General features: G+C 70.3%; 26 protein-coding genes and 7 tRNA genes. 21 read left to right on the top strand and 12 right to left on the bottom strand.

The window, feature by feature from the left end:
* The first annotated feature begins 24 nt into the window (after positions 1-24).
* From ACFYP5_RS13930 to ACFYP5_RS13910, 5 genes are all read left to right on the top strand, one after another.
* A complete protein-coding gene (locus ACFYP5_RS13930) occupies positions 25-282 on the top strand; it encodes a hypothetical protein (protein WP_030918716.1) in 258 nt (85 codons plus the stop codon).
* A gap of 189 nt (positions 283-471) precedes the next feature.
* Positions 472-681 (top strand): hypothetical protein, encoded by a 210-nt coding sequence (locus tag ACFYP5_RS13925; RefSeq protein ID WP_389034774.1) that lies wholly within the window; start codon positions 472-474, stop codon positions 679-681.
* A gap of 269 nt (positions 682-950) precedes the next feature.
* Positions 951-1,937: a phosphotransferase family protein gene (locus ACFYP5_RS13920; protein ID WP_389034772.1), complete on the top strand. Its 987-nt coding sequence runs from the start codon at positions 951-953 to the stop codon at positions 1,935-1,937.
* A 67-nt stretch (positions 1,938-2,004) separates the two neighbouring features.
* Positions 2,005-2,289, top strand: coding sequence for a zf-TFIIB domain-containing protein (locus ACFYP5_RS13915; RefSeq protein ID WP_030968663.1), 285 nt, complete (start codon positions 2,005-2,007; stop codon positions 2,287-2,289).
* Between the two features lie 147 nt (positions 2,290-2,436).
* Positions 2,437-3,783: an OFA family MFS transporter gene (locus ACFYP5_RS13910; protein ID WP_389034769.1), complete on the top strand. Its 1,347-nt coding sequence runs from the start codon at positions 2,437-2,439 to the stop codon at positions 3,781-3,783.
* 165 nt (positions 3,784-3,948) lie between these two features.
* Here the strand turns inward: ACFYP5_RS13910 and ACFYP5_RS13905 are convergent.
* From ACFYP5_RS13905 to ACFYP5_RS13885, 5 genes are all read right to left on the bottom strand, one after another.
* A tRNA-Val gene (locus ACFYP5_RS13905) sits at positions 3,949-4,023 on the bottom strand.
* A 23-nt stretch (positions 4,024-4,046) separates the two neighbouring features.
* Positions 4,047-4,118, bottom strand: a tRNA-Val gene (locus ACFYP5_RS13900).
* A 21-nt stretch (positions 4,119-4,139) separates the two neighbouring features.
* A tRNA-Val gene (locus ACFYP5_RS13895) sits at positions 4,140-4,211 on the bottom strand.
* Position 4,212: 1 nt separating this feature from the next.
* Positions 4,213-4,286: transfer RNA gene (locus tag ACFYP5_RS13890), tRNA-Cys, on the bottom strand.
* Positions 4,287-4,323: 37 nt separating this feature from the next.
* Positions 4,324-4,396, bottom strand: a tRNA-Gly gene (locus ACFYP5_RS13885).
* 163 nt (positions 4,397-4,559) lie between these two features.
* Between ACFYP5_RS13885 and ACFYP5_RS13880 the strand changes: the two genes are divergently transcribed.
* From ACFYP5_RS13880 to ACFYP5_RS13870, 3 genes are all read left to right on the top strand, one after another.
* Complete coding sequence (locus tag ACFYP5_RS13880) at positions 4,560-5,594, top strand: chorismate-binding protein (protein ID WP_389035327.1); 1,035 nt, start codon at positions 4,560-4,562, stop codon at positions 5,592-5,594.
* Positions 5,594-6,415 (top strand): aminotransferase class IV, encoded by an 822-nt coding sequence (locus ACFYP5_RS13875; protein ID WP_389034766.1) that lies wholly within the window; start codon positions 5,594-5,596, stop codon positions 6,413-6,415. The genes ACFYP5_RS13880 and ACFYP5_RS13875 overlap by 1 nt, the downstream gene beginning before the upstream one ends.
* Before the next feature lie 72 nt (positions 6,416-6,487).
* On the top strand, positions 6,488-7,327 hold the full coding sequence (locus ACFYP5_RS13870; RefSeq protein ID WP_389034764.1) for a GNAT family N-acetyltransferase: 840 nt from the start codon (positions 6,488-6,490) through the stop codon (positions 7,325-7,327).
* A 37-nt stretch (positions 7,328-7,364) separates the two neighbouring features.
* Here the strand turns inward: ACFYP5_RS13870 and ACFYP5_RS13865 are convergent, their stop codons facing one another.
* Positions 7,365-7,880, bottom strand: coding sequence for a DsbA family protein (locus ACFYP5_RS13865; protein ID WP_389034761.1), 516 nt, complete (start codon positions 7,878-7,880; stop codon positions 7,365-7,367).
* 245 nt (positions 7,881-8,125) lie between these two features.
* Here ACFYP5_RS13865 and ACFYP5_RS13860 point away from each other — a divergent pair, with 245 nt between their 5' ends.
* From ACFYP5_RS13860 to ACFYP5_RS13845, 4 genes are all read left to right on the top strand, one after another.
* A complete protein-coding gene (locus tag ACFYP5_RS13860) occupies positions 8,126-8,581 on the top strand; it encodes a hypothetical protein (protein ID WP_389035324.1) in 456 nt (151 codons plus the stop codon).
* Between the two features lie 156 nt (positions 8,582-8,737).
* Positions 8,738-9,757, top strand: coding sequence for a LacI family DNA-binding transcriptional regulator (locus tag ACFYP5_RS13855; protein WP_389034759.1), 1,020 nt, complete (start codon positions 8,738-8,740; stop codon positions 9,755-9,757).
* 101 nt (positions 9,758-9,858) lie between these two features.
* Positions 9,859-10,830 carry an acetylxylan esterase gene (locus ACFYP5_RS13850; protein WP_389034756.1) on the top strand — a complete coding sequence of 324 codons (972 nt, stop codon included), beginning with the start codon at positions 9,859-9,861 and terminating at the stop codon, positions 10,828-10,830.
* A 168-nt stretch (positions 10,831-10,998) separates the two neighbouring features.
* Positions 10,999-11,154, top strand: coding sequence for a hypothetical protein (locus ACFYP5_RS13845; protein WP_176902249.1), 156 nt, complete (start codon positions 10,999-11,001; stop codon positions 11,152-11,154).
* A gap of 13 nt (positions 11,155-11,167) precedes the next feature.
* Here ACFYP5_RS13845 and ACFYP5_RS13840 read toward each other — a convergent pair whose 3' ends face one another.
* Positions 11,168-11,740 (bottom strand): CGNR zinc finger domain-containing protein, encoded by a 573-nt coding sequence (locus ACFYP5_RS13840; RefSeq protein ID WP_389034753.1) that lies wholly within the window; start codon positions 11,738-11,740, stop codon positions 11,168-11,170.
* Positions 11,741-12,093: 353 nt separating this feature from the next.
* Entirely contained in the window at positions 12,094-12,507 is a 414-nt protein-coding gene (locus tag ACFYP5_RS13835) for an SsgA family sporulation/cell division regulator (RefSeq protein ID WP_003959770.1), read from the bottom strand.
* Between the two features lie 190 nt (positions 12,508-12,697).
* On the opposite strand from ACFYP5_RS13835, the gene ACFYP5_RS13830 reads away from it, so the two are divergent.
* The 3 genes from ACFYP5_RS13830 (at position 12,698) to ACFYP5_RS13820 (ending at position 14,179) form a co-directional block, all read left to right on the top strand.
* Entirely contained in the window at positions 12,698-13,189 is a 492-nt protein-coding gene (locus tag ACFYP5_RS13830; RefSeq protein WP_389034750.1) for a TIGR02611 family protein, read from the top strand.
* Between the two features lie 54 nt (positions 13,190-13,243).
* Positions 13,244-13,315, top strand: a tRNA-Val gene (locus ACFYP5_RS13825).
* A 228-nt stretch (positions 13,316-13,543) separates the two neighbouring features.
* Positions 13,544-14,179: an extracellular solute-binding protein gene (locus ACFYP5_RS13820; protein WP_389034747.1), complete on the top strand. Its 636-nt coding sequence runs from the start codon at positions 13,544-13,546 to the stop codon at positions 14,177-14,179.
* 46 nt (positions 14,180-14,225) lie between these two features.
* Here the strand turns inward: ACFYP5_RS13820 and ACFYP5_RS13815 are convergent, their stop codons facing one another.
* The gene (locus ACFYP5_RS13815) at positions 14,226-16,709 is read right to left on the bottom strand and encodes an SCO7613 C-terminal domain-containing membrane protein (protein ID WP_389034744.1); all 2,484 of its coding nucleotides are present in this window, start codon (positions 16,707-16,709) and stop codon (positions 14,226-14,228) included.
* 83 nt (positions 16,710-16,792) lie between these two features.
* On the opposite strand from ACFYP5_RS13815, the gene ACFYP5_RS13810 reads away from it, so the two are divergent.
* Together ACFYP5_RS13810 and ACFYP5_RS13805 are read left to right on the top strand one after the other, a co-directional pair.
* Positions 16,793-17,239, top strand: a complete 447-nt coding sequence (locus ACFYP5_RS13810; RefSeq protein WP_389034741.1) for an SRPBCC family protein — start codon at positions 16,793-16,795, stop codon at positions 17,237-17,239.
* Between the two features lie 39 nt (positions 17,240-17,278).
* Positions 17,279-17,350, top strand: a tRNA-Val gene (locus ACFYP5_RS13805).
* A 93-nt stretch (positions 17,351-17,443) separates the two neighbouring features.
* On the opposite strand, the gene ACFYP5_RS13800 is transcribed toward ACFYP5_RS13805, so the two are convergent.
* The gene (locus ACFYP5_RS13800) at positions 17,444-18,169 is read right to left on the bottom strand and encodes a 3'-5' exonuclease (protein WP_030968691.1); all 726 of its coding nucleotides are present in this window, start codon (positions 18,167-18,169) and stop codon (positions 17,444-17,446) included.
* A 195-nt stretch (positions 18,170-18,364) separates the two neighbouring features.
* On the opposite strand from ACFYP5_RS13800, the gene ACFYP5_RS13795 reads away from it, so the two are divergent.
* The 3 genes from ACFYP5_RS13795 (at position 18,365) to thrS (ending at position 22,349) form a co-directional block, all read left to right on the top strand.
* Positions 18,365-18,961 carry a DUF4365 domain-containing protein gene (locus ACFYP5_RS13795; RefSeq protein ID WP_389034738.1) on the top strand — a complete coding sequence of 199 codons (597 nt, stop codon included), beginning with the start codon at positions 18,365-18,367 and terminating at the stop codon, positions 18,959-18,961.
* Complete coding sequence (locus tag ACFYP5_RS13790; protein ID WP_389034736.1) at positions 18,961-20,244, top strand: hypothetical protein; 1,284 nt, start codon at positions 18,961-18,963, stop codon at positions 20,242-20,244. The genes ACFYP5_RS13795 and ACFYP5_RS13790 overlap by 1 nt, the downstream gene beginning before the upstream one ends.
* A 128-nt stretch (positions 20,245-20,372) precedes the next feature.
* Positions 20,373-22,349, top strand: a complete 1,977-nt coding sequence (gene thrS / locus ACFYP5_RS13785; protein ID WP_389034733.1) for a threonine--tRNA ligase — start codon at positions 20,373-20,375, stop codon at positions 22,347-22,349.
* A 33-nt stretch (positions 22,350-22,382) separates the two neighbouring features.
* Here the strand turns inward: thrS and ACFYP5_RS13780 are convergent, their stop codons facing one another.
* Positions 22,383-23,057 carry a potassium channel family protein gene (locus ACFYP5_RS13780; protein ID WP_389034731.1) on the bottom strand — a complete coding sequence of 225 codons (675 nt, stop codon included), beginning with the start codon at positions 23,055-23,057 and terminating at the stop codon, positions 22,383-22,385.
* Positions 23,058-23,123: 66 nt separating this feature from the next.
* Here ACFYP5_RS13780 and ACFYP5_RS13775 point away from each other — a divergent pair, with 66 nt between their 5' ends.
* Positions 23,124-23,684: an HIT domain-containing protein gene (locus ACFYP5_RS13775; protein ID WP_267006182.1), complete on the top strand. Its 561-nt coding sequence runs from the start codon at positions 23,124-23,126 to the stop codon at positions 23,682-23,684.
* Between the two features lie 92 nt (positions 23,685-23,776).
* Here ACFYP5_RS13775 and ACFYP5_RS13770 read toward each other — a convergent pair whose 3' ends face one another.
* Positions 23,777-25,447 (bottom strand): hypothetical protein, encoded by a 1,671-nt coding sequence (locus ACFYP5_RS13770; RefSeq protein ID WP_389034728.1) that lies wholly within the window; start codon positions 25,445-25,447, stop codon positions 23,777-23,779.
* Between the last annotated feature and the right edge of the window lie 102 nt (positions 25,448-25,549).

The following is a 25,549-nucleotide window of genomic DNA, read 5'->3' as shown; positions in this document are numbered from 1 at the left end:
CGTCGCAGAAGGGGGATTGGATCAGTGAAGGGCGATCGAGTCGAAATAGTCGTGGACGCCGGGGACACGACGCGTACCTACGAAGTGGTGGCCGGCCGAGCGGGTCGCCGGGTGGAGACGGCCGTCCGCCGAGGGGTGGTCGAAGTGAGTGAAGTCACTCGCAACGGCTCCGTGGTGCGCACCGCCCGCTTCATGGCGGCCAGGGTGCTCGCCCTGGTCGAACAGCCGGTCCCCCGGGAGGACGCGTCCGAGCGCCCCCTCCGGGAAGACCCCAAGGTCTAGTGCCCGATCTCCACCCAGAGGAGTACGCCGAGCACCGACGGCTCATCCTCCGGGAGGCCCGGCATTCGATACGCGGGCATGACGACCCGCGCCCCGGGCGTCCCTAATGTTGAATTCGAGCGGCGGGCGTTGCACTCGTCCCCCGAGGTCAGATGCCCGCCGCTCCCACAACAGGTCAGGAGAGGAACCATGGCGCACACGGCAGCGCGGACGATGATCCGTACGGAGGGGCGCAGGGCACATGCCGCGTTCGGCGGCCGCCCGTCGTCCGGTACGCGCCACCCGCTGGTGGCGACGGCCATGGTTCTTCCTCTGGCGGCCCTGCTCGTAGTCGTCTTCGGCGGCTGGGACGCAGTGGTCACACAGGCGTCGTCCGTAGGTGTGATGCTGGGGCGCTGAGCGGCGCCCCGGGTCCGGAAGAGCGGTCCGGACCGGGACATCGGGCCAACAGCCCCGTGGGGACGGGGGTGCGGCGGACGGCAGCGTTTGTCCGGTCAGCTGGGGAGCTGACCGGACATCGCGCTTTCCGGGGTACCTCGCGCCCGGCACGCACTGCCGGAGTTTTCGGCGCCGGCCCTCGGCGCCGGACCGCGGCGTGCGCGGCTGCGCGTACGCTCATCGGCGGCCCGGTCGGAACCGGGCCGCACCTGCTGCCACCGGGGGAGACCGTGACCACCGCAGTCGTCCGCGCGCTGGGCGCCCTCGCTCATGACGCGGCCCACCCGCCCACGGGTGCCGAGGCTCCGTGCACCTGCCCGGCCCCGGCGGTGCTCGCGGACCGCGCCGACGGCACAGTCGTCCGCAGCGGTCCGGTGGTCGCGAAGGCCCACGCCCCGGACACCGACACCACCGCCCTGGCCGCCCGCCTCGCCCTGGCGGCGTCCCCAGCCCTGACCGGCATCCTCCTGCCACCCGTACCCCGGCCCACCGCCCCCGACTCCACGGTGCACGGCCGCTCCGTGACGCTGTGGCCCCATGGCGAACCCGTCGACCCCGCAGACCCCGACGCCGCGCCCTGGGAGGATGCGGCCGTGCTCCTGGCCCGCCTCCACCGCACCGCACCACCGACCCCGCCCCGGGCCATGCGGGCTTTCCCCGCGATGCGCGGCCCCGCGAAGGCCGCACTCGCCGTTGCCCGGATGTGCCGGGCCCGGCCCGGCGACCCGGCCACCGTCCCCATACGCGAAGCATGGCGGCGGCTGCCCGCCTGGGCCCGCGGCGAGGACGTCGCGCCCCCGCACCGCTCGCGCTTCCTCTGCCATGGCGATCTGCATCTCGGCCAGCTCGTCCGCCACCCCGCCCCGCACGGCCCCTGGCTGCTGATCGACGTCGACGACCTGGGCCTCGGTGACCCCGCCTGGGACCTGGCGCGCCCCGCCGCCTGGTACGCGGCCGGGCTGCTGCCTCCCGACGTCTGGCTGCGCTTCCTGGACGCCTACCGGGCGGCCGGCGGGCCGGCCGTACGCGCCGATGGCGACCCCTGGCCCGACCTGGACGCCCCGGCCCGCGCCCTGACGGTGCAGACCGCCGCGCTGGCGTTCGCCAAGTCTGCCACGGAGGGGAGAACTCCGGATGAAGTGGAACAGATGATGATCGACGCCTGTGCCCGAATTGCGTCCCTCCCGCACGAGTTGGCCGCCGAACACTCGTCGTAGGGTGAACCGATCGTCTCCGGGCATGAATTCCGGGACGGCGAACCGACGGCGAGGAGCTGAGCCGACCATGCAGTGTCCCAAGTGCCACGCGCAGATGCAGACATACAACCGCAATGGCATCCAGATCGAGCAGTGCAGCGGCTGCCGGGGGATATTTCTCGACTACGGCGAGCTGGAGTCCCTGACCCGCATCGAGGCGCAGTGGACGCAGCAGGCGCCGCCCGTGCCGCCGGCCCCTCAGGCATACCCGGCCGCACCCGCCCCCGCCTGGGGTGCTCCGCAGCACCACGGCGGCCACCACGGCGGTCACTACCGGCACAAGAGCTTCGGCCACATGCTCTTCTCGTCCTGATCGGGCCGAGGCCACGCTGCGGGCCCGGACGCACGGTGTCCGGGCCCGCAGCGCGCACTGCGCACGGCCCGGCCGTAGTGCATACCGTGGACAAAGTCTTGTCGCACCTCTAGGCACCGACATGGTTGATCCTTAAAGTTCCGGCCCATGACCTTCCTCGACAGGTCCCGGACCGTCGCGCCACCCGGCTGGAGCCGCTGGCTAGTCCCGCCAGCCGCCCTCGCGGTGCATCTCTCGATCGGGCAGGCGTATGCCTGGAGCGTGTTCAAGCCCCCGCTCGAGTCGGCTCTCGGCCTTTCCGGTACCGCCAGCGCCTTGCCCTTCCAACTCGCCATCGTCATGCTCGGCCTCTCCGCGGCCTTCGGCGGAACCCTCGTCGAACGCAACGGACCGCGCTGGGCGATGTTCGTCTCCCTCGTCTGCTTCTCCTCGGGTTTCCTCGTCGCCGCCCTCGGCGTGGCCACCGGTCAGTTCTGGCTGGTCGTCGTCGGCTACGGCTTCATCGGTGGTATCGGACTCGGCATCGGCTACATCTCGCCGGTCTCCACGCTCATCAAGTGGTTCCCCGATCGCCCCGGCATGGCCACCGGCATCGCCATCATGGGCTTCGGCGGGGGAGCGCTGATCGCCTCACCCTGGTCGACCGGGATGCTCGAATCCTTCGGCTCCGACAGCGCGGGAATCGCCACCGCCTTCCTGGTCCACGGTGTGGCCTACGCGGGTTTCATGGCGCTCGGCGTTTTCCTCGTCCGGGTGCCGCCGGACGGCTGGCTCCCGGCCGGCCACCGGCCGGAGGCGGCGCCCCGCCGCCTCGTCACCACGGCCCAGGTGTCCGCCCGCAACGCGCTGCGGACACCGCAGTTCTGGTGTCTGTGGGTGGTGCTCTGCATGAACGTCACCGCGGGCATCGGCATTCTGGAGAAGGCCGCGCCCATGATCTCGGACTTCTTCACGGGCACCTCGGCCCCGGTCACGGTCTCCGCCGCGGCAGGCTTCGTGGCCCTGCTCTCCCTGGCCAACATGACCGGCCGGCTCCTGTGGTCCTCGACCTCGGACCTCATCGGCCGCAAGAACATGTACCGCATCTACCTGGGCGTCGGCGCCCTGATGTACCTCACGATCGTCGAGTTCGGCAGCTCCAAACCGCTCTTCATCTGCTGCGCGCTGGTGATTCTCTCGTTCTACGGAGGCGGATTCGCCACGATCCCCGCCTATCTGCAGGACCTCTTCGGCACGTATCAGGTCGGCGCCATCCACGGCCGGTTGCTGACCGCCTGGTCCACCGCCGGCGTCCTCGGCCCGCTGATCGTCAACTGGGTGGCGGACGCGGGCGAGCGGGCGGGCCGCAGCGGGTCCGACCTTTACACGACATCGCTGGCGATCATGATCGGACTGCTGATCGTCGGCTTCGTCGCCAATGAGCTCGTACGCCCCGTCCATCCACGCTTCCACGAGGCAGCGGAGAGGAAGACCCGTGCACACCAGCAGTCGTAGAACACTCACTGCCGTGGTCTGGCTCTGGGTCGCCCTGCCGTTCGCCTACGGGCTGTACGAACTGATCCGTAAGGCCACCCAACTCTTCACCGGCTGACCCCGGTCGGTCGGCCCCCGCCGCGGATACGACGAAGCCCCGGTCGTCTCGACGACCGGGGCTTCGGCTGGTGCGCGATACTGGGATTGAACCAGTGACCTCTTCCGTGTCAGGGAAGCGCTCTCCCGCTGAGCTAATCGCGCAGGGTGAACCTGCGTGTACTGCGTGCGCGATACTGGGATTGAACCAGTGACCTCTTCCGTGTCAGGGAAGCGCTCTCCCGCTGAGCTAATCGCGCGGGGGGATCCTTGCGGACCAGTGGACGATACTGGGATTGAACCAGTGACCTCTTCCGTGTCAGGGAAGCGCTCTCCCGCTGAGCTAATCGTCCTTGGAGGTGGAGACGGGATTTGAACCCGTGTAGACGGCTTTGCAGGCCGTTGCCTCGCCTCTCGGCCACTCCACCAGGAGTGCAGGGGTTCGGGAAAAGATCCCCCACTTCGAGCGGACGACGAGATTCGAACTCGCGACCCTCACCTTGGCAAGGTGATGCTCTACCAACTGAGCCACGTCCGCTTGTCGTTTCCGTTTCACTTGCGTGTCCCGGCGACGTGTTGAACTCTAGCGGATTCCCGGGCCAGTACAAAAACGCGTTTGTGCAGCGTGCTGCGGTGCGTTCGCCCCGGCGCAGGTCATCGCGGGCCGTCCTAGACTCAGCAACGTGCACGACCTCGCCCCAATGGCCCGCTTCGACGGCCTCATCGCGTCCGATCTGCAGGACGTGACCAGTGATCCCGCCGCCCTCGACTCGTCCGGCTTCTGGGCCGTATGTGCCGATTTCGAGGGCGGTCTCGTCTGCGCCCGCTTCGGCACCGTACGGACCGCGCCGGTGCCCGCGCCCGTACCCGGCGCCTGGCGCGGCCCCGGAGCCGGCGACTGGATCTCGTCGCTGGACCGGGCCGCGTACACCGCCGGAGTACGTCGCATCCGCGAGTACATAGCGGCGGGCGAGGTCTACCAGGCCAACCTCTGCCGGGTCATGACCGCGGTGCTGCCGGACCCGGCTGCCGCGGACGTCGACGCCCTCACCGCGCTGCTGGCACTCGGCAACCCCGCCCCTTACGCGGGAACGATCCGGCTGCCCGCGCACGGCGTGGAGGTCGCCACCGCGTCCCCCGAACTCTTCCTGAAGCGGGACGGCCGGACCGTCGAGTCCGGACCGATCAAGGGCACCGGCCGTACCGAAGCCGATCTGCTGGAGAAGGACCACGCCGAGAACGTGATGATCGTCGACCTGGTCCGCAACGACCTGGGCCGGGTCTGCGCCACCGGATCGGTCACCGTCCCCGACCTCTGCGTGGTGGAGAAGCACCCGGGGCTCGTCCATCTCGTCTCCACCGTGCGCGGCCGCCTTGCCGACGGCGTCGGCTGGCCCGAGCTGCTCGCCGCCGCGTTCCCGCCCGGCTCCGTCACCGGGGCACCCAAGTCCAGCGCCCTCCGCATCATCGACTCACTGGAGACCGCGCCCCGCGGTCCCTACTGCGGTGGCATCGGCTGGGTCGACGCCGACCGCTCCACCGCCGGCCTCGCCGTCGGTATCCGGACCTTCTGGGTCGACCGCACCCAAGCCGCCCCGGTCCTCCGGTTCGGCACCGGCGCCGGCATCACCTGGGGCTCGGACCCGGAGCGCGAATGGGACGAGACCGAGCTGAAGGCGGCCCGGCTGCTCGCTGTAGCGTCGGGCGCCCACCAAGCGACTGGAAGGACCGCGTGATGAGGATCTGGGTCAACGGCGCGCTGCGCGACGAGGCCGATGCCAGGGTGTCCGTGTTCGACCACGGACTGACCGTGGGCGACGGCATCTTCGAGACCGTCAAGACCACCGCCGGCCGGCCCTTCGCCCTCACCCGGCACCTCGACCGGCTGACCCGCTCGGCCCGCGGTCTCGGCCTGCCGGATCCCGACCTCGACGAGGTGCGCCGCGCCTGCGCCGCGGTCGTCGACGCCAACCCCATGGAGCTCGGACGGCTGCGCATCACGTACACCGGCGGGCTCTCCCCTCTCGGCTCCGACCGTGGCAACGACGGGGCGGGCCTGGTCGTCGCCCTCGGGGAATCCACCCGGCGCCACGACACCACCGCCGTGATCACCGTCCCCTGGACGCGCAACGAGCGCGGCGCGCTCGCCGGGCTCAAGACCACCTCGTACGCGGAGAATGTCGTCGCCCTCGCCCGCGCCCATGAGCAGGGCGCCTCGGAGGCGCTCTTCGCCAACACCGTCGGGCAGCTCTGCGAAGGCACCGGAACCAACGTCTTCGTCGTCCTCGACGGTCGGCTGCACACCCCGCCGCTCGCCTCCGGCTGCCTCGCCGGGATCACCCGCGCACTGGTCGTCGAATGGGCGGGGGCGCACGAGACCGAACTGTCCATGGACGTGCTGGAGCACGCCGAGGAGGTGTTCGTGACCTCGAGCCTGCGGGACGTCCAGGCCGTCCACCGGATCGACGGCCGCGAACTGCCCGGCACGCCAGGGCCGGTGACGGCGAAGGCCATGCGGGTCTTCGACGAGCGTGCCGGGCACGACCTCGATCCGTGAGCCCGATCCGTCCCGTGGCCGGATCCGCAAAATCGGGTGACGGGCGGCGGCGCAGCGGATAGAACACCGGTGATGACCACGACCATCCGGCCGACCGGGCCGATCCAGCAAGGCGCCGACGGCGCGAGGACCCGCGCGTACGACGTGTGCGACAACGGACGCCCGGTCGGGGCCGTCGAGATCGGCACCGACCCGGGGTTCGGAGCGACGGCGGGGGTGCTCCACTCCCTGCGGATCGACGAACCGAGCCGCAGGCGCGGCCGCGGCACCATCGCCGCACTCGCCGCCGAGGAAGTGCTGCGCGGCTGGGGATGCTCCCGGCTGGCGCTCTCGGTGGAGCCGGACAACACCGCCGGACGACGGCTCGCCGCTGCGCTCGGCTACACCGAGCGCAGCAAGAACATGATCAAGGATCTGCCGCAGACCCCTCCGGTCCTGCCGGACGGCGTCACCGGGCGACCGATGACGCCGGAGGATTTCGCGCAGTGGGAGAGCACCGCGATCACCGGTTACGCGGGGACCTGGATCGCCCGCGGCGTCCCGGAGGCCGAGGCCATGCGGAAGGCCGAGATCTCCCACCGGACGTATCTGCCGCACGGACTCGCCACGGAGGGCGCGCACCTGCACACCCTGGTCCATGAGGAGGACGGGACCGTGGGGCATGTCTGGGTGTCGCGGTTCGAGATGCACCCCGGGACGGTCGTCGGGTACGTCTTCGACGTCGAGGTGCGGGAGGATTTCCGCGGCCGGGGCTTCGGCCGTGCGCTGATGCTCGAGGCGGAACGCATCGCGCTGGACGCCGGGCACGAGCGGATCGGTCTGCACGTCCTCTCGTCCAACACTCCGGCGGTCCGGCTGTACGAGTCGCTCGGTTACGCAGCGACCCGGTACAACCTCGTCAAGCCCCTGTAGTCGTCGGCAGGTCCGGGCCGGCCGCGTAGGGGTGCCTTCAGGCCCGCTCGGCGAGCAGCCGGTCGGCGATCTCCTCGATCCGCTCGCGCAGCCCGTCCTGATTCCTGCTGCCGTCCAGCGTCTCGCCGCCGATCACATACGTGGGGGTGCCCGTCACGCCGATGGCCTTGCCCTCGGCCTGGTCGGCGTCGACCATCAGCATGTGCCGCCCGTCGATCAGGGCGGTGTCGAACTCCTCGGCGTCCAGGCCGAGTTCACGTGCCACATCGATCAGCAGCGGCTCGCCCGCGCGGCCGAGCTCGTCGGTCCTGGCGAGCACGGCCTCGATGTACGGCCAGTCCTTGCCCTGCTCCGCGGCCTCCTCGGCGGCCTGCGCCGCGGCGTAGGCGTGCTTGTGCTTCTCCAGCGGGAAGTGCCGCAGGCGCACGTCGAGCCGGTCCCCGTACCGGGCGCGAAGGGCGTGCACATCGGTGAGGGCGCGGTGGCAGTCGGGGCACTGGAGCTCGCACCAGACATCGAGGACGACCGGGGCTGCGGGGGTGGAATCGCTCATGGAGCCAGTCTCCCAGGGCCCGCGTGCGCATCCCAATCGGCATCCGCCCCGGCCGCGGTGGGCCTCAGCCCCGGCCGCGGAGGGCATCCGCCCCGGCCCCGTTGGGTGTGCGACCGGACTCCGGTCGGCACCTGGGGAGGATTCCCGTCCCTGAAATGTCCCTGATGTGGTCCTGGATCATGGCCACCCGCCGGGTGGGCGGTGCAGGATGGAAGGGACGTTTCCCCGCGCGCCTGGAGGCCCCGATGCTTGCCGAGACCATTTGCTCCGCGGTGTCCGCGGCGGGCTTGGGCATCGCCGCCGTGACCGCGTACCGGAAGCGCTTCCTGGCCGCGACCCGGATCGCCGCCTACTCCCTGGTCCCGATCGGTCTGGTGATGACCGGGGTCGTCCAGTGGGTCTCCGACATCGCCTTCAAACCCAGTGTCTGGCTCGGCTTCGGACTGCTCGGGGTGGCCTGGCTGCTCTTCATGACCACGCGCGCGATCGAGCGCCGCGGCGTCGGCACCCGCAAGGAACGCAAGGCCGCCGCGCAGGCGGTGCAGCGTGACGCCGTCGCGCCCGCCGCGTCGGCGCCCTCCCTCGGGGGTGGCGTACCGGCGGCCCAGCCGCAGGCGAAGTCGAAGCCGAAGCAGCAGGCCACCGCAGCGGGCGAAGACTTCAGCGACATCGAGGCCATCCTGAAGAAGCACGGCATCTGAGATCCCGCAGGCAGGGAATCGGTGGCCGGGCAGAGACGAATCGAGAGTGAATCGATTCACATGTGACCCTTGACGCCGTCCCGTGATCCTTGACGCTCTACGGGGTTGGGGCTAGCGTCCCGGTCGGATTGAAACAATTCAGGTAGGGCAGGGCAAGTGGCGCGTGTGGCAGGGATCAAGGATGTGGCCCGGCAGGCCGGAGTCTCCGTGGGCACCGTGTCCAATGTGATCAACCGGCCCGAAGCGGTGCTGCCGGAGACCCGGGCCAGAGTCCTGGCCGCGATCGAGGACCTCGGGTACGTACGCAGCGAGTCCGCGCGCCAGCTCAGGGCCGGCCGCAGCCGGATCATGGCGCTGCTGGTCCTCGACATGGGCAACCCGTTCTTCGTCGACGTCGCCCGGGGTGCCGAGCGCGCCGCGCGGCAGGCCGGCCTCGGGGTGATGGTCTGCAACAGCGGCCAGAGCCCGGCGGAGGAGGCCGAGTATCTGGGACTCCTCGCCGAGCAGCGGGTGTGCGGTGTGCTGGTCACGCCGGCCGATGCGACCGGCCGGAATCTGGAGGCGTTCAGGCGCCACCGCATCCCCTTCGTGCTGGTGGACCGGGTCGCGTCCTCCACCGGGACCTGTGCGGTCTCCGTCGACGACGTGCGGGGCGGCGCCCTCGCCGTCGGTCACCTCGTCTCGGCCGGCCACCGCGCGGTCGCGTATGTCAGCGGCCCCGGCGACCTTCACCAGATCAGGGACCGCCGCGAGGGTGCCCTGTCGGCCCTCGCCGGGGCCGGGCTGGGACCCGAGGCGCTCGTCGAGATCCCGTCCGAGCGCCTGGACGTGGCGGCGGGCCGCGACGCCGGAGCCCGGCTGCTCGGACTCGTACCCCGGCCGACCGCCGTGTTCTGCGCGAACGACCTGCTGGCTCTCGGCGTACTGCAGTCGCTGTACGCGGCCGGCGTGCGGGTGCCGCAGGACATCGCCATCGTCGGCTACGACGACATCGAATTCGCCGCCGCCGCAGCCGTACCGCTCACCTCGGTCCGCCAGCCCGCCGTCATGATGGGCCGGCTGGCCGCGGAGCTCCTGCTGGAGGAGGCGGACGAGGAGGACGACACGCACGAGCACCGCAGCGTGGTGCTCCAGCCGGAGCTTGTCGTCCGCGCCTCCAGCGCGGCAGCGCACTGACCGGGCCGGCGCCCGGTTCCCCGGTCCGCGCCCGGGGCTCGCCTCCTCCCGTGTTCCTGTCCGTCCGTCCCTTCCCGTCACATGTCCGAAACGGAGACGCCGTGCCCCTGTTCGACCTTCCTCTGGATCAACTCCGCGACTACCGGCCGGAGTCCGGTGAACCCGCCGACTTCGACGCCTTCTGGAAGCGCACCCTCGACGAGTCGTCGGCGTTCCCGCTCGACGCCGAATTCGAGCCGTACGACGGGGCGTTGAGCACCGTCGACGTACACGACGTGACCTTCTCCGGCTGGGGCGGTCACCGCATACGTGCCTGGCTGAACGTTCCCGCGGGCACCGAGGGGCCCCTCCCGTGCGTCGTCCACTACCTCGGCTACGGCGGCGGTCGCGGACTGCCGCACGACCACCTGGTCTGGCCCGCGGCCGGCTGGGCCACTCTGCTCGTCGACACCCGCGGCCAGGGTGCCGTCAACAGCCACTCGGCGGGCTCCACGCCCGACCCGCACGGCGGCGCCAACCCGCAGTCGCCCGGATTCATGACGCGCGGCATCCTCGACCCCGACGCGTACTACTACCGGCGCGTGTTCACCGACGCGGTACGCGCGGTCGAGGTGGCCCGTACGCATCCGTCCGTCGACCCGGACCGGATCGTCGTGCACGGCGGCAGCCAGGGCGGCGGCATCGCCCAGGCGGTGGCCGGGCTCAGCCCGCACGTGAAGGCCGCGCTGATCGACGTACCCTTCCTGTCCCACTTCCGACGGGCCGTCGAGATCACGGACAAGGACCCGTACCAGGAGATCGTGCGCTTCCTCGCCACCCAACACGGGCTCGCCGAGCAGGTGTTCCGCACGCTCTCCTACTTCGACGGCATCAGCTTCGCAGCGCGGGCCACCGCCCCGGCGCTCTACTCGGTGGCGCTGATGGACACCATCTGCCCGCCATCGACGGTCTTCGCCGCCTACAACCACTGGGCGGGTCCGAAGGAGATCGAGGTCTACCCCTGGAACAACCACGAGGGCGGCTCATCGGCCCACCGGGCCGTCCAGCTGCGCATGTTGCGCGACCTCGGCTGAGCGGTACGGGGCGGGGGAGTGCGCGGGGAAGCCGGACACGGCCCCGAATATGTGACGGCGAATCGGACGCCGGAGCGAATCCTCTCCGTCGCGACGGGAGTGAACTCCCGTCACAAAAAGGCGTGTTGATCGCCAACGGGGTCCGGCCTGCGTCATGATCGTCCCGAGATGGTGGACACCTCCCGGGGCGATGCCCCCGCACCCCCCGACGAAGAGCCGCGTGGCTGCCTCTTCGCGCTCTCCCAGCCCCCTCTGATGATCTTCCTCGCGGTGGTCGGCAGCCTGCTGCTGATGGCCGCGTTGCACGATCTCTTCCTGCTGTGAGCGGGGTGAGCGGTCAGCCGGCCGCTTCCCTGCGGCGCGCCCGGTACGCGGCGACATGCAGCCGATTACCGCAGGTGCGGCTGGAGCAGTACCGGCGGGAGCGGTTGCGGGACAGATCCACGAACGCGTCCCGGCAGTCCGGTGCCTCGCAGCGCCGCAGCCGCTCCAGCTCGCCCGCCACGACGATGAAGGCCAGCGCCATGCCGCAGTCGGCCGCGAGATGGTCGGCGATCGACGCGTCCGGCGCGAAGTAGTGCACATGCCAGTCATAGCCGTCGTGGTTGCTCAGCTGAGGCGTGGTGCCCGCGGCGGCCACGAGGCTGTTGACGAGACCGGCGGCCATCCGGGTGTCCTGCGTCGCGAAGATCTCCGCGAACCGGGTCCGTACGTCCTGTACGGCCCGCAGGTCCTTCTCGCCGAGGTCGCCCACGCCGCTGATGCGGTGTCGCAGGGCGAATTCGTAAAGCGCTTCGACGCCGGCTAGGCCGTCGTTCCGCTCGTCCTCGGGCCGGTCCGTCTCCGGTGCGGTGTTCACCAGATCGACCACCGTGTCGAGGGCGATCCGGGTGTCGTGGGGGATCAGCACGCTTTCGCTCCCTGGCCTCCGGCGAGCGGGCGCCCGCCGATGCCGGCTGACTCTACTGGCTCGGCGAAGACGCACAGGGGCCCGAGAAGGCCCGTGGAGCCGGCGAGGAGCGCTTACCGGCCCCGGGTGGGCACCAAGGGGCTGCGAAGGCGTACGGGGGCACTGGGGGCGCGCTGGGCATGTCAGGCGCGGATCGGTGGGCCGGATGTGCGCAGGTGCGCACCGGCGCACATCGCACCGACGCCGTCACCACGGTGGTTTCCGTGGTCACGGCGCCGGTGTCTGCCCTATGCGGTTGTCTGCGCGGCACCGTCGCCCCGAGTCGGACGGCACCCTGCAGCTCTCGATCTGGCTCAGCTCTCGGCCAGGATGTGTGAGAGCTCCGTATCGAGGTCGAAATGACGATGCTCGGTGCCGGGCGGCACCGCGGCGTCGGTCCTCTTCAGGAACGACTCCAGGGCCCTCGCCGGGGCCTCGAGCAAGGCTTCGCCCTCTGGGGAGCTCAGCGCGATGCAGACGACGCCCTGGCCGTGACTTCGAGATGGCCAGACACGAACGTCTCCGGTGCCGGTGGGCCTGTGCAGCCCCTCGGCAAGGAGGTCGCGGGCGAATACCCATTCGACCGTCTCCTCCGCTCCGGTGTGGAAGGTGGCGTGCACGGCATACGGATCGGCCGTGTCATACCGCAGGCCCGCGGGTACAGGCAGTGAGGACTCGCTCGACACAACGAGGCGCAGGTGCAGCTCGCAGCTGACCGTGGTGTTCATAAGCGCCAGGGCCTTTCGCTCAGTGTGCGCTCGGGGATTCGCACGTCGGCGAAATCGACATGCCACCTACGGTGGCGTTGTAAACCCCTCTGACCTTTTTGTGGCGCTTCAGGTAGCTCGTGCAGCGGTGTGTAACTTTGGGTTATGCGGCCATTCCGGTGACAAAGACCGTTCCGGTAAGTTGGGGCCTATGAATGCGGAGAGTGACGCGCGGGACGAGGCGGCCGCACCGGCAGCCCCGGCGCCCGCTACGGGGGACGTGACGGAGGGCGTGACGCCAGGCGTCACGGAGGGTGTGACGAAGGAGGAACGGGAGCTCGGATCGCGGGCGCCCGGCTTCATCAAGGCGTCCAGAGCGCTCCATGTGAGCTGGCAGGTCGGCGTCTTCGTGGTCGGCCTCGCCGTGGTCGTGGCGGGCATCATCATGCTGCCGCTGCCAGGGCCCGGCTGGTTGGTGATCTTCGGTGGCATGGCGATCTGGGCGACCGAGTTCGTCTGGGCGCAGCTGGTGCTGCGCTGGACCCGTCGCAAGGTCACCGAGGCGGCGCAGAAGGCACTCGACCCCAAGGTCCGGCGACGGAACATCATCCTCACCGTGGTCGGTCTGGTGATCGTCGCCGTGCTGGTCGGGATCTATGTCTGGAAGTTCGGGATCACGATGCCGTGGAAGATCCACGAGTGACCCGACGGTGGTCGGAGGGCGCCGCTGACATGGGGTAATGTTTGCGGTGCGCCCGGGCGATTAGCTCAGTGGGAGAGCGCTTCGTTCACACCGAAGAGGTCACTGGTTCGAAACCAGTATCGCCCACCCGGACAGAGGGCCCGTGAGACTGCAAAGTCTCACGGGCCCTCTGCGTTTTCCGGGCCCGATCCGGCGCCGCCGGCCTCCGTCGCCGCGCTCCGGTCGAAGCGCTTCGATCGATTTCGTCTGAGTCGTCGACGCAACCCCATCGGATCTCTAGCAGCCCAGCAAGCGCTTTCTAAAACGATTCAATCGACCGTGGTGGCGGGGCTGGCCGCCCGGGAGGGGTGTGTCATGAGGTCTTGGCGGAGTGCCCAGGGGCTGCGTGCGGCGGCATCGGTGTGGCGGTTGCCGGGGCTGATGGCCTCCGGCTGCGGCGGTGACGGCGGGGGAGCGGGGGCCGACGGAAAGGTTGAGATCCGCTACTCCTGGTGGGGCGGCCAGGAGCGGGCCACGCTGATCAACAAGACGATCGCGTTGTTCGAGAAGAAGCATCCGAACATCAAGGTCAAGACGGACTTCCAGGACTGCGAGAATTTCTGGAAGAAGTTCAACACCCAGGCCTCCGCGGGCAATGCCCCCCATGTCTTCCAGAACTCCGTCGCATTTCTGCGCAAGTACGACGACAAGCGTGTGCTGCTCGACCTCAATTCCCGGGTCAAGGCCGGAAATCTCAGCATGGAGAACTTCCGCGCCGGACTGGAGAAGGCCGGGAACGTCGACGGGAAGCCCGCGGCCCGCGCCTGGGAGAAGTTCTACAAGAGCGACGGCTACCAGGAGTCAGCCCCCTGGAAGACGGAGAAGGTGAGCGGACCCGTCACCACCGTCGCCGGCAGCGAGGCCAACTGGGTCTGCACCAACGACACCGCGCTGCACGGACTCGCCGCCATCGAGAACCTCGCGCTCCTCGGTGACCGGATGCCGGCCTGAGGCAGCCGGAGCACGCCCCGGGCCGGTGCGCCGACCACGACCTTCGTCAGCGCATCCGGCCCAGGGCGTCCTTCAGCCGCCGCGCGTCGCGCAGCCGCTTCTCGTACGTAGCCCCGACCACCAGCAGCAGCAGACCGGCCAGCGCGGGCGGCAGCCAGCGCGGCAGCGCACCCACGACCTGGATCACATACGGCGCCAGTTCGTGCAGCGCGTCCATGGCCAGCACCGCACCACCGAGCAGCAGCAGCGCCTGCAGCCGCAGCCTCGCCCCGGCCAGCGTGATCACCAACGCCGCCACGCCGAGCAGCAGCGGCCGCACCCATGACGGGTCGATCCAGGCCGCGAAGAGACTGGGCACCAGCGTCGCCGCCAGCCCCGCCCCGTACGCGGTCCACGAGGACGCCGCCGGATCACGGCGCCGCCGCAGCACACCGACCACCAGCGCGGGCACCGTCACCGGCAGGGTGTACGCCTCCGGGGCCGACACATCCGAAGCCGACAGCCGCAGCCAGGTGGCCAGGACGAACAGGACCACCGCCAGATACCCGGCCGCCGGCCGCCGCTCCGCACGCAGGGCGGTGCCCGCCGCCAGCACCCCGCACAGCGCGAGGACCAGAGCCAGGAACGGCGCATCCGGTACGGCCATCGCGACCGCCACCGCACCGGCGACGGCGCCGGTGAGCTCGACCGGCAACGCCGACGGGCCGCCCCGCAGCCGCGCCCCGAGGAGGACCGTCACCGTGGGGACGACCAGCATGAGCGGCGCGGCCCGGTACGTCGCCAGTTCCAGCGAGGCCCCCAGCGCACCGGCGAGCACCATCGCGCACACCACGGCCGCACACGCCGGCACCGCCTGGAACAGCCGGGCCATTCGCGCCGCCGGCGCCGCATCGGCACGCGTCCCCACCGCCGCCGCCCCGAACAGCACCAGCAGCGCGCCGAACACCCCATAGGTGGCGGGTTCCACGGCCAGGGACAGCGTCCCCGCACTCACCGCTCCGACCACGGCGCACACCAGCGCGGCCGACGCCACAAGGGTCGTGCCGAGGCGCACCGCCCGTACCGTCACAGCGAGGAGCACCGCGATCAGCACCGACTGCACCGCCACCGCCGGCGCGTACGGAGCGTCCAGGGCAACGGGCAGCACCAGCAGCCCCGCCCAGTCGAGCACCAGCGCACTCGCACCCGCCGCACCCCGCCATGCCGGACCGGCGGAGACCACCGCTCCGGCCGCCCGCGCACACCACGTCCACCAGCGGTACGCCGCCCCCGTCAGACCGGCCACCACCAACAGAATCACCGGAGCCGTGGAGAACTGCGACCACTCCATCCCCGCCGGCCCCAGCGCACCGCGGACACGTCCCTCCGGCACACCCGACCACGCCGCCGTCAACCGCGACACCGGACCCACCAGCGTCATCCCGACCGCGGGCGCCGCCGACAGCACCGACCCGGCGACCACCACGCCCGACGCCCACAGCACCCCCTGCCCTGCCGGTCGCGGCAGCGGAGCGATTACCGCCGTCAGCAGCACCAGACCGCACAGCAAATACACCGGAACCGACCAGTCCTCAGCCGCCCCCGCACGCAGCACGCCGCCGACCCCGGCCACCACGGCGAGCCCGGCCGTCACCCCACCGGCCACCGCGAACTCCTTCGGTGCCCGCCACACCCCGAACAGCGCGACCGCCGCCCCCGTCAGCAGCAGCGCCCCGGGCGCCACCGCCGCCGCCGGCGTACCGGCCGTCACCGACAGCGCCAGAGCCACCAGCAGCCCGGCCGCCCCTGAGAGACAACCACCGACGGCAGCGGTCGCCCGCACCGCGACACCCTTGCCCCGCAGGGCGATTGCGCAGTCCAGGGTCGCCGTCAGCAGCAGCGCCCCGGCGACGACCGACGCCTGCGCACCCACCGCCCAGCTCCACAGCACCGGCGTGAACTGCACGCTCACCACGGCCATCGGCAGCGGCAGACGCAGTTTGCCGAGCGCCAGACCGTAGGCCGCCCACAGAACGGCCAGCACCGCCGAGGCGGCCGAGGCGAACCCGAGACCGCCGGTGTCCGGCGCCGCCACCCGGTGCAGCGCATAGGCGTCCAGCACCATCAGCACCAGTGCGAGCGCGCCCAGCGACTCGGCCGTCGACGACAGCCCACGGCGCAGCAGCACGGCGGGCGCGGCCAGGGCGGCGACCGTCACCAGTGCGAGCACCGCCGAGCGGCCGCCGATCCCCATCTGACCCCAGCTGACCAGGGTGAATGCGATCGCCGCGATCGTCAGCAGCAGACCGCCCAGGGTCAGCAGCAGATTCTGTGCACTGCGCGGCGGCACGGGGGCCGCCGAGGAGGACGAGGGTGTGCGCGGGGCCGGGGCCGGCTGTCCGGGCGGTGCTGCGGGAGGCGTGGCCGGCGGCTGCAGAACACTCAGCAGCCAGGCACGACGGGTCAGCAGTTGCATCCGGCGGGCGTCCAGCCGGGCCAGTTCACGGTCGAGGAGCGCCAATTCCTCTGCGGGCGGCGGCACATGTTCCATGAGCGGAGTGTGGCGCGGCCCACAGCTTCGGACATGCGCTCGGATACTCAGTCGGGGGACTGAGTACGCGCAAACTGGGACCCATGGACTGGAGCCACTACCGCTTTGTGAGCACCTGGGACGTGTCCGCCCCACCCGCTGCCGTGTACGGAGTCCTCGAACGCGCCGAGGAGTACCCGCGATGGTGGCCGCAGATCCGCGAGGTCGCCACCGTCGACGACGCCACCGGATCCATGCGGATCCGCTCCTTCCTCCCGTACGACCTCGTCATGACCGTCCGCGAGAGCCGCCGCGACCCGGCGGCCGGAGTGCTCGAAGTGACCCTCGACGGTGACCTCGACGGCTGGGCCCGCTGGACCGTCACCGCACACGGCACCGGCACCCGCGCCACGTACGAGCAGGAGGTCGAGGTGCGCCGGACGATGATGCGGCTGCTCGCGGTGCCGGGACGCGCGGTGTTCCGGGCGAACCACGCGCTGATGATGCGGGCCGGACGCCGAGGACTGGTGGCCCGCCTCGAAGCAGTTTGAACCACACCCGCCGGGGCCTGTATGGTTCATTGCGTTCCCGGGCGATTAGCTCAGTGGGAGAGCGCTTCGTTCACACCGAAGAGGTCACTGGTTCGAAACCAGTATCGCCCACCCCGGGGAGAGGCCGGTCCGTCGGCGTCATCGACGGACCGGCCTCTGCATGTCCGGATCACGGTCATGGGACCTGCTTCCGCAGGCCCGCGATCATGCCGCCGCCGGAAGTTCCGGGCGCAGTGGCCAAGCGGGGTCCACCGCCTCCGGCGTACCGCTCTTCGCGAACCACGCCTGCAGCCCGCGCGCCTGCGCCGCATGCCACACGGCCTGCAAGGCATGCAGCTCCGACGGCGACAACCGCTCCAGACGCGACGAGAAGCGCCGCCCCACCGCCCGCACCAGCTCCAGCGACGCCGCCGCGTCGGCCGCCGCGTCATGGGCGCCGTCCAGCACCACCTCGTACTGCGCACAGAGATCGGTGAGCGTGCGCCGGCCCTTGCGGTAGCGGTCCAGATGCTTGTCGAGGACCCGCGGATCCAGTACGCACAGCGGCGTGTTCTCCAGGTACCCGGCCAGCGACGACGCCCGGTGCCGCTTCAGCTCCCGGTCCAGCAGCGTCAGATCGAACGGCGCGTTCATCACGACGAGAGGCCGCCCGGCCGCGCACTGCTCGGCGAGCGCCCTGGCTATCTCCTCCACCACCGGCGCCGGCCAGCGGCCGTTGCGCTGGAGGTGATCGTCGGTCAGACCGTGGATCTCGGTGGCCCCCACGGGCACCGGCACCCCCGGATTCACCAGCCAGCGGGTCACGCGCATGCGCCCGCCCGCCGTGTCCTGGACGACCAGGGCCGCCGAAACGATGCGGTCCTCCTCGACGTCCACCCCTGTTGTCTCGGTGTCAAAAGCGGCCAGTGGCCCCTCATACCAGTGAGTCATCCCCGAACTCCTCGTGCCCGACCGGCAGATGGCGTGATTCCCCTGCCCGATTCGGTGATACCCGGGCCCTTTGCCTGATACGCCGTTTGCGGACCGCTCCGTGCGGTGACAACACATGTGACGGGCGCGGAAGTTGCCCCGAGGACTCACCAACCGAACAAACCGAACGGCACAGCCCGGAAGGCATACGGAGCCATGGCGCTCGCGCAGCCCGAATCAGGGGGCCCCTCCCGTGCCGAAGGCTACGGGGGAGGGCTGTTGCCCCAGCAGATCGCTCCGCTGCGCGGCACACTCGCCACCACCGCCTGCATGGAGACCCTCCAGGTGGGCTACTTGCACGCGGTCGCGGCCGCGGCGGGGTGCTCCCTGTCGCAACCCTTCCCCGACAACGGCATCGACTGGCATGTCAGCCACGGCGCCCCCGGTCACCTCGTCGACGACGAGGTGACCATAAAGGTGCAGCTGAAATGCACCTATCAGATACCACCGCACCCATCCGGACCGACGTTCGCCTTCACGCTGGACAACGCCCACCTCGTGAAGCTCGCCCGGACGCCCGTGTCGGTGCACAAGATCCTGGTCGTGATGGTTGTGCCCCGCAGCCAGGACGACTGGCTGCGGGCCGGTCACGACCGGCTCGACCTGCGGCACTGCTGTTACTGGACCAACCTGGCCGGCCACGCGGTGACAGGCCGGCACAGGACCACTGTGCGGATCCCGACCACGCGCATATTCGACGACCGCGCGCTCTGCGACATCATGACGCGGGTCGGGGCGGGAGGGAGACCCTGATGCACCGGCCGATGGACGAGCCCGTCGACGCAACGATGCCGTCGGGCACGCGACCACACCCCAGCGAGACGGTGAGCCACTGGCCCACCGCGCTGCCGCCCGTCGGGGACCTCCCCGATCCCGCCCGCGTCGACCCCGCGGTCCTCGGTGCCCTGCTGGACCGGCACGGCTGGCGTCGCCGCGGCGGCTCGGCCGGACGGTACAGCCGATGGACCCCGCCGGGAACCGCGGCACCCTCCGGCGGCGGTACGAGCCTGCTCGTGCCCGACACCACGGCCTTCCCCGACAGCGAGGACCTCCTCGCCGAGGCACTCACCGCGCTCGCCCGGAGCGCCGCACCCTCAGCCCGTGACGTTCTGGTCTCCCTCGCCGTGCCCAGCGACGAGATCCGCTGGTGGCGCGACGTCCCCGACGGTGCGCTCGGAGCAGCGGGCGCCGCCGGAGCCGCCAGCTGGAGCGGCGCCGAACAGCTGCGCGCCGCGGCCCGGCAGATCCTTCTCGCCGGGGCGCTCGCCGTGCGGGGGCGCACCGGCTTCCACGGCGCACGCCACCGCCGCAGGGCCCTGGCCTCGCTCGAAGGTATCCTCGTCGGGCCCGCGCCGGGTGGCCGCGATCTCACCGCGTATCTCCCCGTCGAACCGGGCCGCGCCGTATCCGTACGGCTCTACCACGCCCTGCACGCCACGCGGGAGGCCATCGACTTCCAGCGCGCCACCGGGGGAATGGAAGCCTTCGACGGCGCTGTCGAGGCCGGTGTCAGCCGGGAGCTGACCCAGGCCGTCATCGCTCTCGTCCGCGGCTCGGAGGGGACGAGGATCTCCCTCGCCTGGGCGCCCGCCGCGGGAACCCCCGAAGGCTGCCCGGCCCGCCCCGAACCGGTCGAGTTCTCACCCGGCGACCTGCCCGCCCTGCGGCTGGCCGGCGCCCGCTACATCGAGGACGAACCCGCCGTCAACGTACGGATCACCGGGGCTGTCGTCCGGATGCGCCGCTCGGGACCGCGCGGCGCCGGAATCGTCCGGCTGCGGGTCCTGGCGGGTGCCGAGGTCCCGCACGTACGGCTGGAGCTCGACGAGGAGGCGTACCGGATAGCCGGGCACGCCCACCTCGTCGGGCTCCCGATCCGGGTGGAGGGGCGGCTGGAGAGCCGGGACGGCTTCCGGCGGCTGACCAGGGCCTCGCAGGTGGTACCCGTACAGGTCGACGAGGCGGAACGGGACCGGCTGATGAAATCGCTCCAGGAGAACCTCGACTTCTTCGAGGAGGCCTGCACGGGCGAATAGGCGCACCGCGCCGGGCATGCGGGCGGCCGGAGCGAACCCTTTCGCTAAGGGGGCCATCGGCTCGGTACGATTCGTCTTGCGTGCGCGGTGGAACAGGGCGCGCACCCCCCTTCAGTCAGGAGAGACCGGTGTCAGACGTCCGTGTGATCATCCAACGCGATTCCGAGCGGGAAGAGCGCGTGGTGACGACGGGCACTACGGCTGCTGAGCTCTTCCCCGGCGAGCGCACCGTCGTCGCCGCCCGGGTCGCCGGTGAGCTGAAGGACCTCGCGTACGTCGTCGCCGACGGTGAGGTCGTCGAGCCCGTCGAGATCTCCTCCGAGGACGGCCTGAACATCCTCCGGCACTCCACCGCGCACGTCATGGCGCAGGCGGTGCAGGAGCTCTTCCCCGAGGCCAAGCTCGGCATCGGCCCGCCGGTCAAGGACGGCTTCTACTACGACTTCGACGTCGAGAAGCCGTTCACGCCCGAGGACCTCAAGGCCATCGAGAAGAAGATGCAGGAGATCCAGAAGCGGGGGCAGCGGTTCTCCCGCCGGGTCGTCACCGACGAGGCCGCCCGCGAGGAGCTGGCCGACGAGCCGTACAAACTGGAGCTCATCGGCATCAAAGGTGCCGCCTCCAAGGACGACGGCGCGGATGTCGAGGTCGGCGGCGGCGAGCTGACCATCTACGACAACCTGGACGCCAAGACCGGTGACCTGTGCTGGAAGGACCTCTGCCGTGGTCCGCACCTGCCGACCACCCGGAACATCCCGGCGTTCAAGCTGATGCGGAACGCCGCGGCGTACTGGCGGGGCAGCGAGAAGAACCCGATGCTCCAGCGCATCTACGGCACCGCCTGGCCCACCAAGGACGAGCTCAAGGCGCACCTGGAGTTCCTGGAGGAGGCCGCCAAGCGCGACCACCGCAAGCTGGGCAACGAGCTGGACCTCTTCTCCTTCCCCGACGAGATCGGCCCCGGCCTCGCCGTCTTCCACCCCAAGGGCGGCATCGTCCGCCGGGCCATGGAGGACTACTCGCGCAAGCGGCACGAGGAGGAGGGCTACGAGTTCGTCTACTCGCCGCACGCCACCAAGGGCAAGCTCTTCGAGAAGTCCGGCCACCTGGACTGGTACGCCGAAGGCATGTACCCCCCCATGCAGCTCGACGACGGGGTGGACTACTACCTCAAGCCGATGAACTGCCCCATGCACAACCTGATCTTCGACGCGCGCGGCCGCTCCTACCGTGAACTTCCGCTGCGTCTCTTCGAGTTCGGCACGGTGTACCGCTACGAGAAGTCGGGTGTGGTGCACGGCCTGACCCGCTCGCGCGGTTTCACGCAGGACGACGCGCACATCTACTGCACCAAGGAGCAGATGGCGGAGGAGCTCGACAAGACGCTCACCTTCGTCCTGAACCTGCTGCGCGACTACGGTCTGACCGACTTCTACCTGGAGCTCTCCACCAAGGACCCGGAGAAGTTCGTCGGCTCGGACGAGATCTGGGACGAGGCCACCGAGACGCTGCGCCAGGTCGCCGAGAAGCAGGGCCTTCCCCTGGTTCCCGACCCGGGCGGCGCCGCGTTCTACGGCCCGAAGATCTCGGTCCAGTCCAAGGACGCCATCGGCCGCACCTGGCAGATGTCGACCGTGCAGCTCGACTTCAACCTGCCGGAGCGCTTCGACCTGGAGTACACCGGCCCCGACGGGACCAAGCAGCGCCCGGTCATGATCCACCGCGCCCTGTTCGGCTCCATCGAGCGGTTCTTCGCCGTGCTGCTGGAGCACTACGCGGGTGCGTTCCCGGTGTGGCTGGCCCCGGTCCAGGCGGTCGGCATCCCGATCGGCGACGCGCACATCCCGTACCTCCAGGAGTTCGCGTCGGCGGCCAGGAAGAAGGGGCTGCGGGTCGAGGTGGACGCCTCGTCCGACCGCATGCAGAAGAAGATCCGCAACCAGCAGAAGGCCAAGGTGCCCTTCATGATCATCGCGGGTGACGAGGACATGGCCAACGGCGCCGTCTCCTTCCGCTACCGCGACGGATCGCAGGAGAACGGCATCCCGGTCGACGAGGCCATCGCCAAGATCCAGAAGGCCGTCGAGGACCGCGTCCAGGTCTGACCGCCGGGAGACTTCAGGGGCCCACCAGCGCGGCTAGCGCTGCGTGGGCCCCTTCTCGTCCTCCCGGGTGAACACCTGGACCAGCCACGACGAGAACGAACCCGTCACTGCGCCCAGCAGCGCCAGACCGCAGATCATCAGCCCCGCCGCGACGGTCCGGCCGCCCGCCGTGACCGGAACCGCGTCGCCGTACCCCACCGTGGTGAGCGTTTCGCACGCCCACCACACCGCGTCGCCGAACGTAAGGATCGTGGCGCCCGGAGCATCGTGCTCCTGGTGGTACACGGCCAGCGCGGCCGAGAATCCGAGCAGCAGGGCGGTCATACCGGAGTAGGCGATCACCCGGGCGTACAGACTCAGCCGTGGCTGCTCCCTCCGCCGCTGGAGGGCCGTGTAGAGCCGGATCAGGCGCAGCGGCCGGAGCAGAGGAAGCACCAGCACCACCGTGTCCAGCCAGTGGGTGTGCAGGAATCGCAGGCCCTGGCCGCTGAGCCGGATCCGTACGGCGAAGTCCACCGCGAAGATCAGCCAGGTGCAACCGACCAGGATCAGGCCGAGGTCGTGCCAGGGCTCGGCGTCGTGGGGGGCGAGGACCCGGCCCGCGTACCCGAGGAGGAAGACCAGCGACGCGACGAAGAGCGGTACTTCCGTGCGCTCCTCCCAGCGACTGAACCGCAGAGGGGTGGAGTCCGTGGGCTGGTCGCTCATCGCCTCAGCATCGCCGTCCGCCGACCGGTGCGGCCCCGGCGACACGCTCGGCGGGAGTGAAGCAATATGCTGATCGGCATGACGACTGAGCCGGAGCAGCAGATCGGAGTGGGAACGCCCGACGCGTTCCAGCGCCTGTGGACGCCTCACCGGATGGCGTACATCCAGGGTGAGAACAAGCCGACCGGCCCGGAGGCCGGCGACGGCTGTCCGTTCTGTGCGATCCCGGCCAAGTCGGACGAGGACGGACTCGTCGTGGCGCGCGGCGAGAAGGTGTACGCCGTGCTCAATCTGTATCCGTACAACGGCGGCCACCTCATGGTGGTGCCGTATCGGCACGTCGCCGACTACACGGAGCTGGACGGTCCGGAGACGCTTGAGCTGGCCGACTTCACCAAGCGCGCCATGTCGGCGCTGCGGACGGCTTCGGGGGCGCACGGCTTCAACATCGGGATGAACCAGGGAGCGGTGGCGGGCGCGGGCATCGCCGCCCATCTGCATCAGCACCTGGTGCCCCGCTGGGGTGGCGACACGAATTTCATGCCGGTGGTGGGTCATACGAAGGTGCTGCCGCAGCTGCTGGCCGACACCCGGAAGATGCTGGCCGACGCCTGGCCGGCGGCCTGAGCCCGAGCGGTACGTGTGGGGCGCCCCGGAGTGGTCCGGGGCGCCCCACACGCGTATTCGCCGCGTGTCCGTGCGTCGTACGCATCGGGTCTCTAGGCGTCGTACACGTCGGCCTTCTTCGGCGTCGGATCCTGCACGAAACCGCTGAGAATCATGGAGCGGTTGTCGAAGCGCTCCGTGTCGACGCCGTTCTCGTCGAGGACGCGGAGCGCCGCGCTGTGCACGGCCCGCAGGACGGGGGTGGCGGCGCGGATCGCGTCGTCCGCCATGAAGCGGTGGCGCCACGGCTTCTCGGCCCAGGCATGGCGCAGGCCGAACGGCTCCGGGAGGGTGATCTTGCCGCCCAGGTGGTCGAGCAGCGGCGGGTACCAGGTGAAGGGGGCGCGCAGGGCCAGGCGGACGACCTCCTTGGACTCCACCAGCGGGAGCATGACCTTGCGGGTCTCCCAGAACCTGACCGTCTTGTTGACGGTCTTCTCCTTGGCCTTCGGCTTGCTCGTGAAGAGCGAGTGGACGGGGCCCAGCGCGTGCCCGGTGACCTCGATCCGCAGCGTTTCGTGGAGCACCGTGACAGTGATCATCATGGTGATCACCAGCTGGCCGTCCCAGAGGGTGAACTGGACACCCAGGTAGTGCCGGTCGCCGCTGCCGAACTGCTGGTGGTTGCAGATCCGCTGTATCTCGTGCGGCTTGATCTGGAAGGTGGCCACGTCCTCGCCGGCCGGGCGGGAGACCTCGTCGGCATTCTCACCGACGGGCGAGACGATCCAGTGCGTGACCGACGGAGTGGGGAAGCCGCCGGTGTGCAGCGGGCCGCGTTCCAGCATCTTGAGCTGGTCGTGGATGACGCGGATGAGGTCCCAGCTGCGGAACTGGTGGAATTCCTTGCCGGGATCCTTGGAGACGAGCTCCTCGGCCAGCTGCCAGCTGCCCCAGCGGGTCCCCATGCCGAGGATGCCCTTGGGGCCGGCGTAGAAGACGGAGTTGGACTGCTGCTCGGCCGCCAGCTTCTCCAGGCCCTGGCGGAGCGCCTCGCGGGCGGTCTCGTTCGGATTTTTCGGTACCGCCTCGGGGATCTTGGCGATGACACCGCCGCCGGAGAGCAGCCCCTCCCAGCGCGCGCGCATGTCCCTGGCCGACGTCTCGGCGATCCGTTTGGCGATCAGCCAGCCGATGACCGGGGCGACGATCATCGCGCGCAGATACAGCGCGAGGAGTCCGGTGGCGGGCAGTTCGATCAGGAAGAAAAGGGCCGCGATGCCGATGAGGGGGAGCAGGAGGGTACCGAGGGCGCTGAGGGCCTTGTCCTTGGTGGCGCCCAGACCGTCGCGGAGGCGGAACGCAAGCACCCACAGGAGCAGTCCGGGCAGGAAGAGGAAGCCGAAGAGCACGGTGACCAAGGTCAGTTTGGTGTCCCGGGCCTTGCGGAGCCGGGTCGCGGACAGGCAGTGCTCGACCACGGTCTGCGGGTCGGTGCCGAAGGACTGGATGAGGGCCTTGCGGGCGCCGCCCAGCATGCGTTCCTGCACGGCGCGGGAGAAGGCCTCGCCGAGGTTGGGGGCGAAGTACTTGCTCTTGAAGAGCTTGGAGCGACCCTCCTCGATCTTGGACTTGTGCCACTCGCTGTCGGCCTTGAGGATGTCTTCCACCGGGCTGTCGCGGTATGCGGCGGAGGCCAGGGCGTTCGTCGCCACCGCCTGTCCGGCCGCCCCCTGGAGCGGGATCTGCGCTCCGGGAGAGAAATCGAATCCGTCGTTGGCCACTGTCGCCCCCACTTGCCACCAAGGATCTGCTCCTGCGGCCTTCCCAACTGCCGCGCCCGGCACACCTTCTGAGCTGGGATCACAGCGTATCGTCCGGATCAA

The sequence above is a fragment of the Streptomyces sp. NPDC005262 genome, from assembly GCF_042872425.1.
GTDB lineage: Bacteria > Actinomycetota > Actinomycetes > Streptomycetales > Streptomycetaceae > Streptomyces.
Note: the sequence above shows the minus strand (reverse complement) of the source record. Positions and strands in the feature narration are given on the sequence as shown.

What these genes read in the sequence shown, in the direction of transcription:
- ACFYP5_RS13925 (WP_389034774.1), top strand. Translation starts at nt 472, where the DNA reads ATGGCGCACACGGCAGCGCGGACGATGATCCGTACGGAGGGGCGCAGG.
- ACFYP5_RS13915 (WP_030968663.1), top strand. Translation starts at nt 2,005, where the DNA reads ATGCAGTGTCCCAAGTGCCACGCGCAGATGCAGACATACAACCGCAAT.
- ACFYP5_RS13910 (WP_389034769.1), top strand. Translation starts at nt 2,437, where the DNA reads ATGACCTTCCTCGACAGGTCCCGGACCGTCGCGCCACCCGGCTGGAGC.
- ACFYP5_RS13880 (WP_389035327.1), top strand. Translation starts at nt 4,560, where the DNA reads ATGGCCCGCTTCGACGGCCTCATCGCGTCCGATCTGCAGGACGTGACC.
- ACFYP5_RS13875 (WP_389034766.1), top strand. Translation starts at nt 5,594, where the DNA reads ATGAGGATCTGGGTCAACGGCGCGCTGCGCGACGAGGCCGATGCCAGG.
- ACFYP5_RS13870 (WP_389034764.1), top strand. Translation starts at nt 6,488, where the DNA reads ATGACCACGACCATCCGGCCGACCGGGCCGATCCAGCAAGGCGCCGAC.
- ACFYP5_RS13865 (WP_389034761.1), bottom strand. Translation starts at nt 7,880, where the DNA reads ATGAGCGATTCCACCCCCGCAGCCCCGGTCGTCCTCGATGTCTGGTGC.
- ACFYP5_RS13860 (WP_389035324.1), top strand. Translation starts at nt 8,126, where the DNA reads ATGCTTGCCGAGACCATTTGCTCCGCGGTGTCCGCGGCGGGCTTGGGC.
- ACFYP5_RS13845 (WP_176902249.1), top strand. Translation starts at nt 10,999, where the DNA reads ATGGTGGACACCTCCCGGGGCGATGCCCCCGCACCCCCCGACGAAGAG.
- ACFYP5_RS13835 (WP_003959770.1), bottom strand. Translation starts at nt 12,507, where the DNA reads ATGAACACCACGGTCAGCTGCGAGCTGCACCTGCGCCTCGTTGTGTCG.
- ACFYP5_RS13830 (WP_389034750.1), top strand. Translation starts at nt 12,698, where the DNA reads ATGAATGCGGAGAGTGACGCGCGGGACGAGGCGGCCGCACCGGCAGCC.
- ACFYP5_RS13820 (WP_389034747.1), top strand. Translation starts at nt 13,544, where the DNA reads ATGAGGTCTTGGCGGAGTGCCCAGGGGCTGCGTGCGGCGGCATCGGTG.
- ACFYP5_RS13815 (WP_389034744.1), bottom strand. Translation starts at nt 16,709, where the DNA reads ATGGAACATGTGCCGCCGCCCGCAGAGGAATTGGCGCTCCTCGACCGT.
- ACFYP5_RS13810 (WP_389034741.1), top strand. Translation starts at nt 16,793, where the DNA reads ATGGACTGGAGCCACTACCGCTTTGTGAGCACCTGGGACGTGTCCGCC.
- ACFYP5_RS13800 (WP_030968691.1), bottom strand. Translation starts at nt 18,169, where the DNA reads ATGACTCACTGGTATGAGGGGCCACTGGCCGCTTTTGACACCGAGACA.
- ACFYP5_RS13795 (WP_389034738.1), top strand. Translation starts at nt 18,365, where the DNA reads ATGGCGCTCGCGCAGCCCGAATCAGGGGGCCCCTCCCGTGCCGAAGGC.
- ACFYP5_RS13790 (WP_389034736.1), top strand. Translation starts at nt 18,961, where the DNA reads ATGCACCGGCCGATGGACGAGCCCGTCGACGCAACGATGCCGTCGGGC.
- ACFYP5_RS13780 (WP_389034731.1), bottom strand. Translation starts at nt 23,057, where the DNA reads ATGAGCGACCAGCCCACGGACTCCACCCCTCTGCGGTTCAGTCGCTGG.
- ACFYP5_RS13775 (WP_267006182.1), top strand. Translation starts at nt 23,124, where the DNA reads ATGCTGATCGGCATGACGACTGAGCCGGAGCAGCAGATCGGAGTGGGA.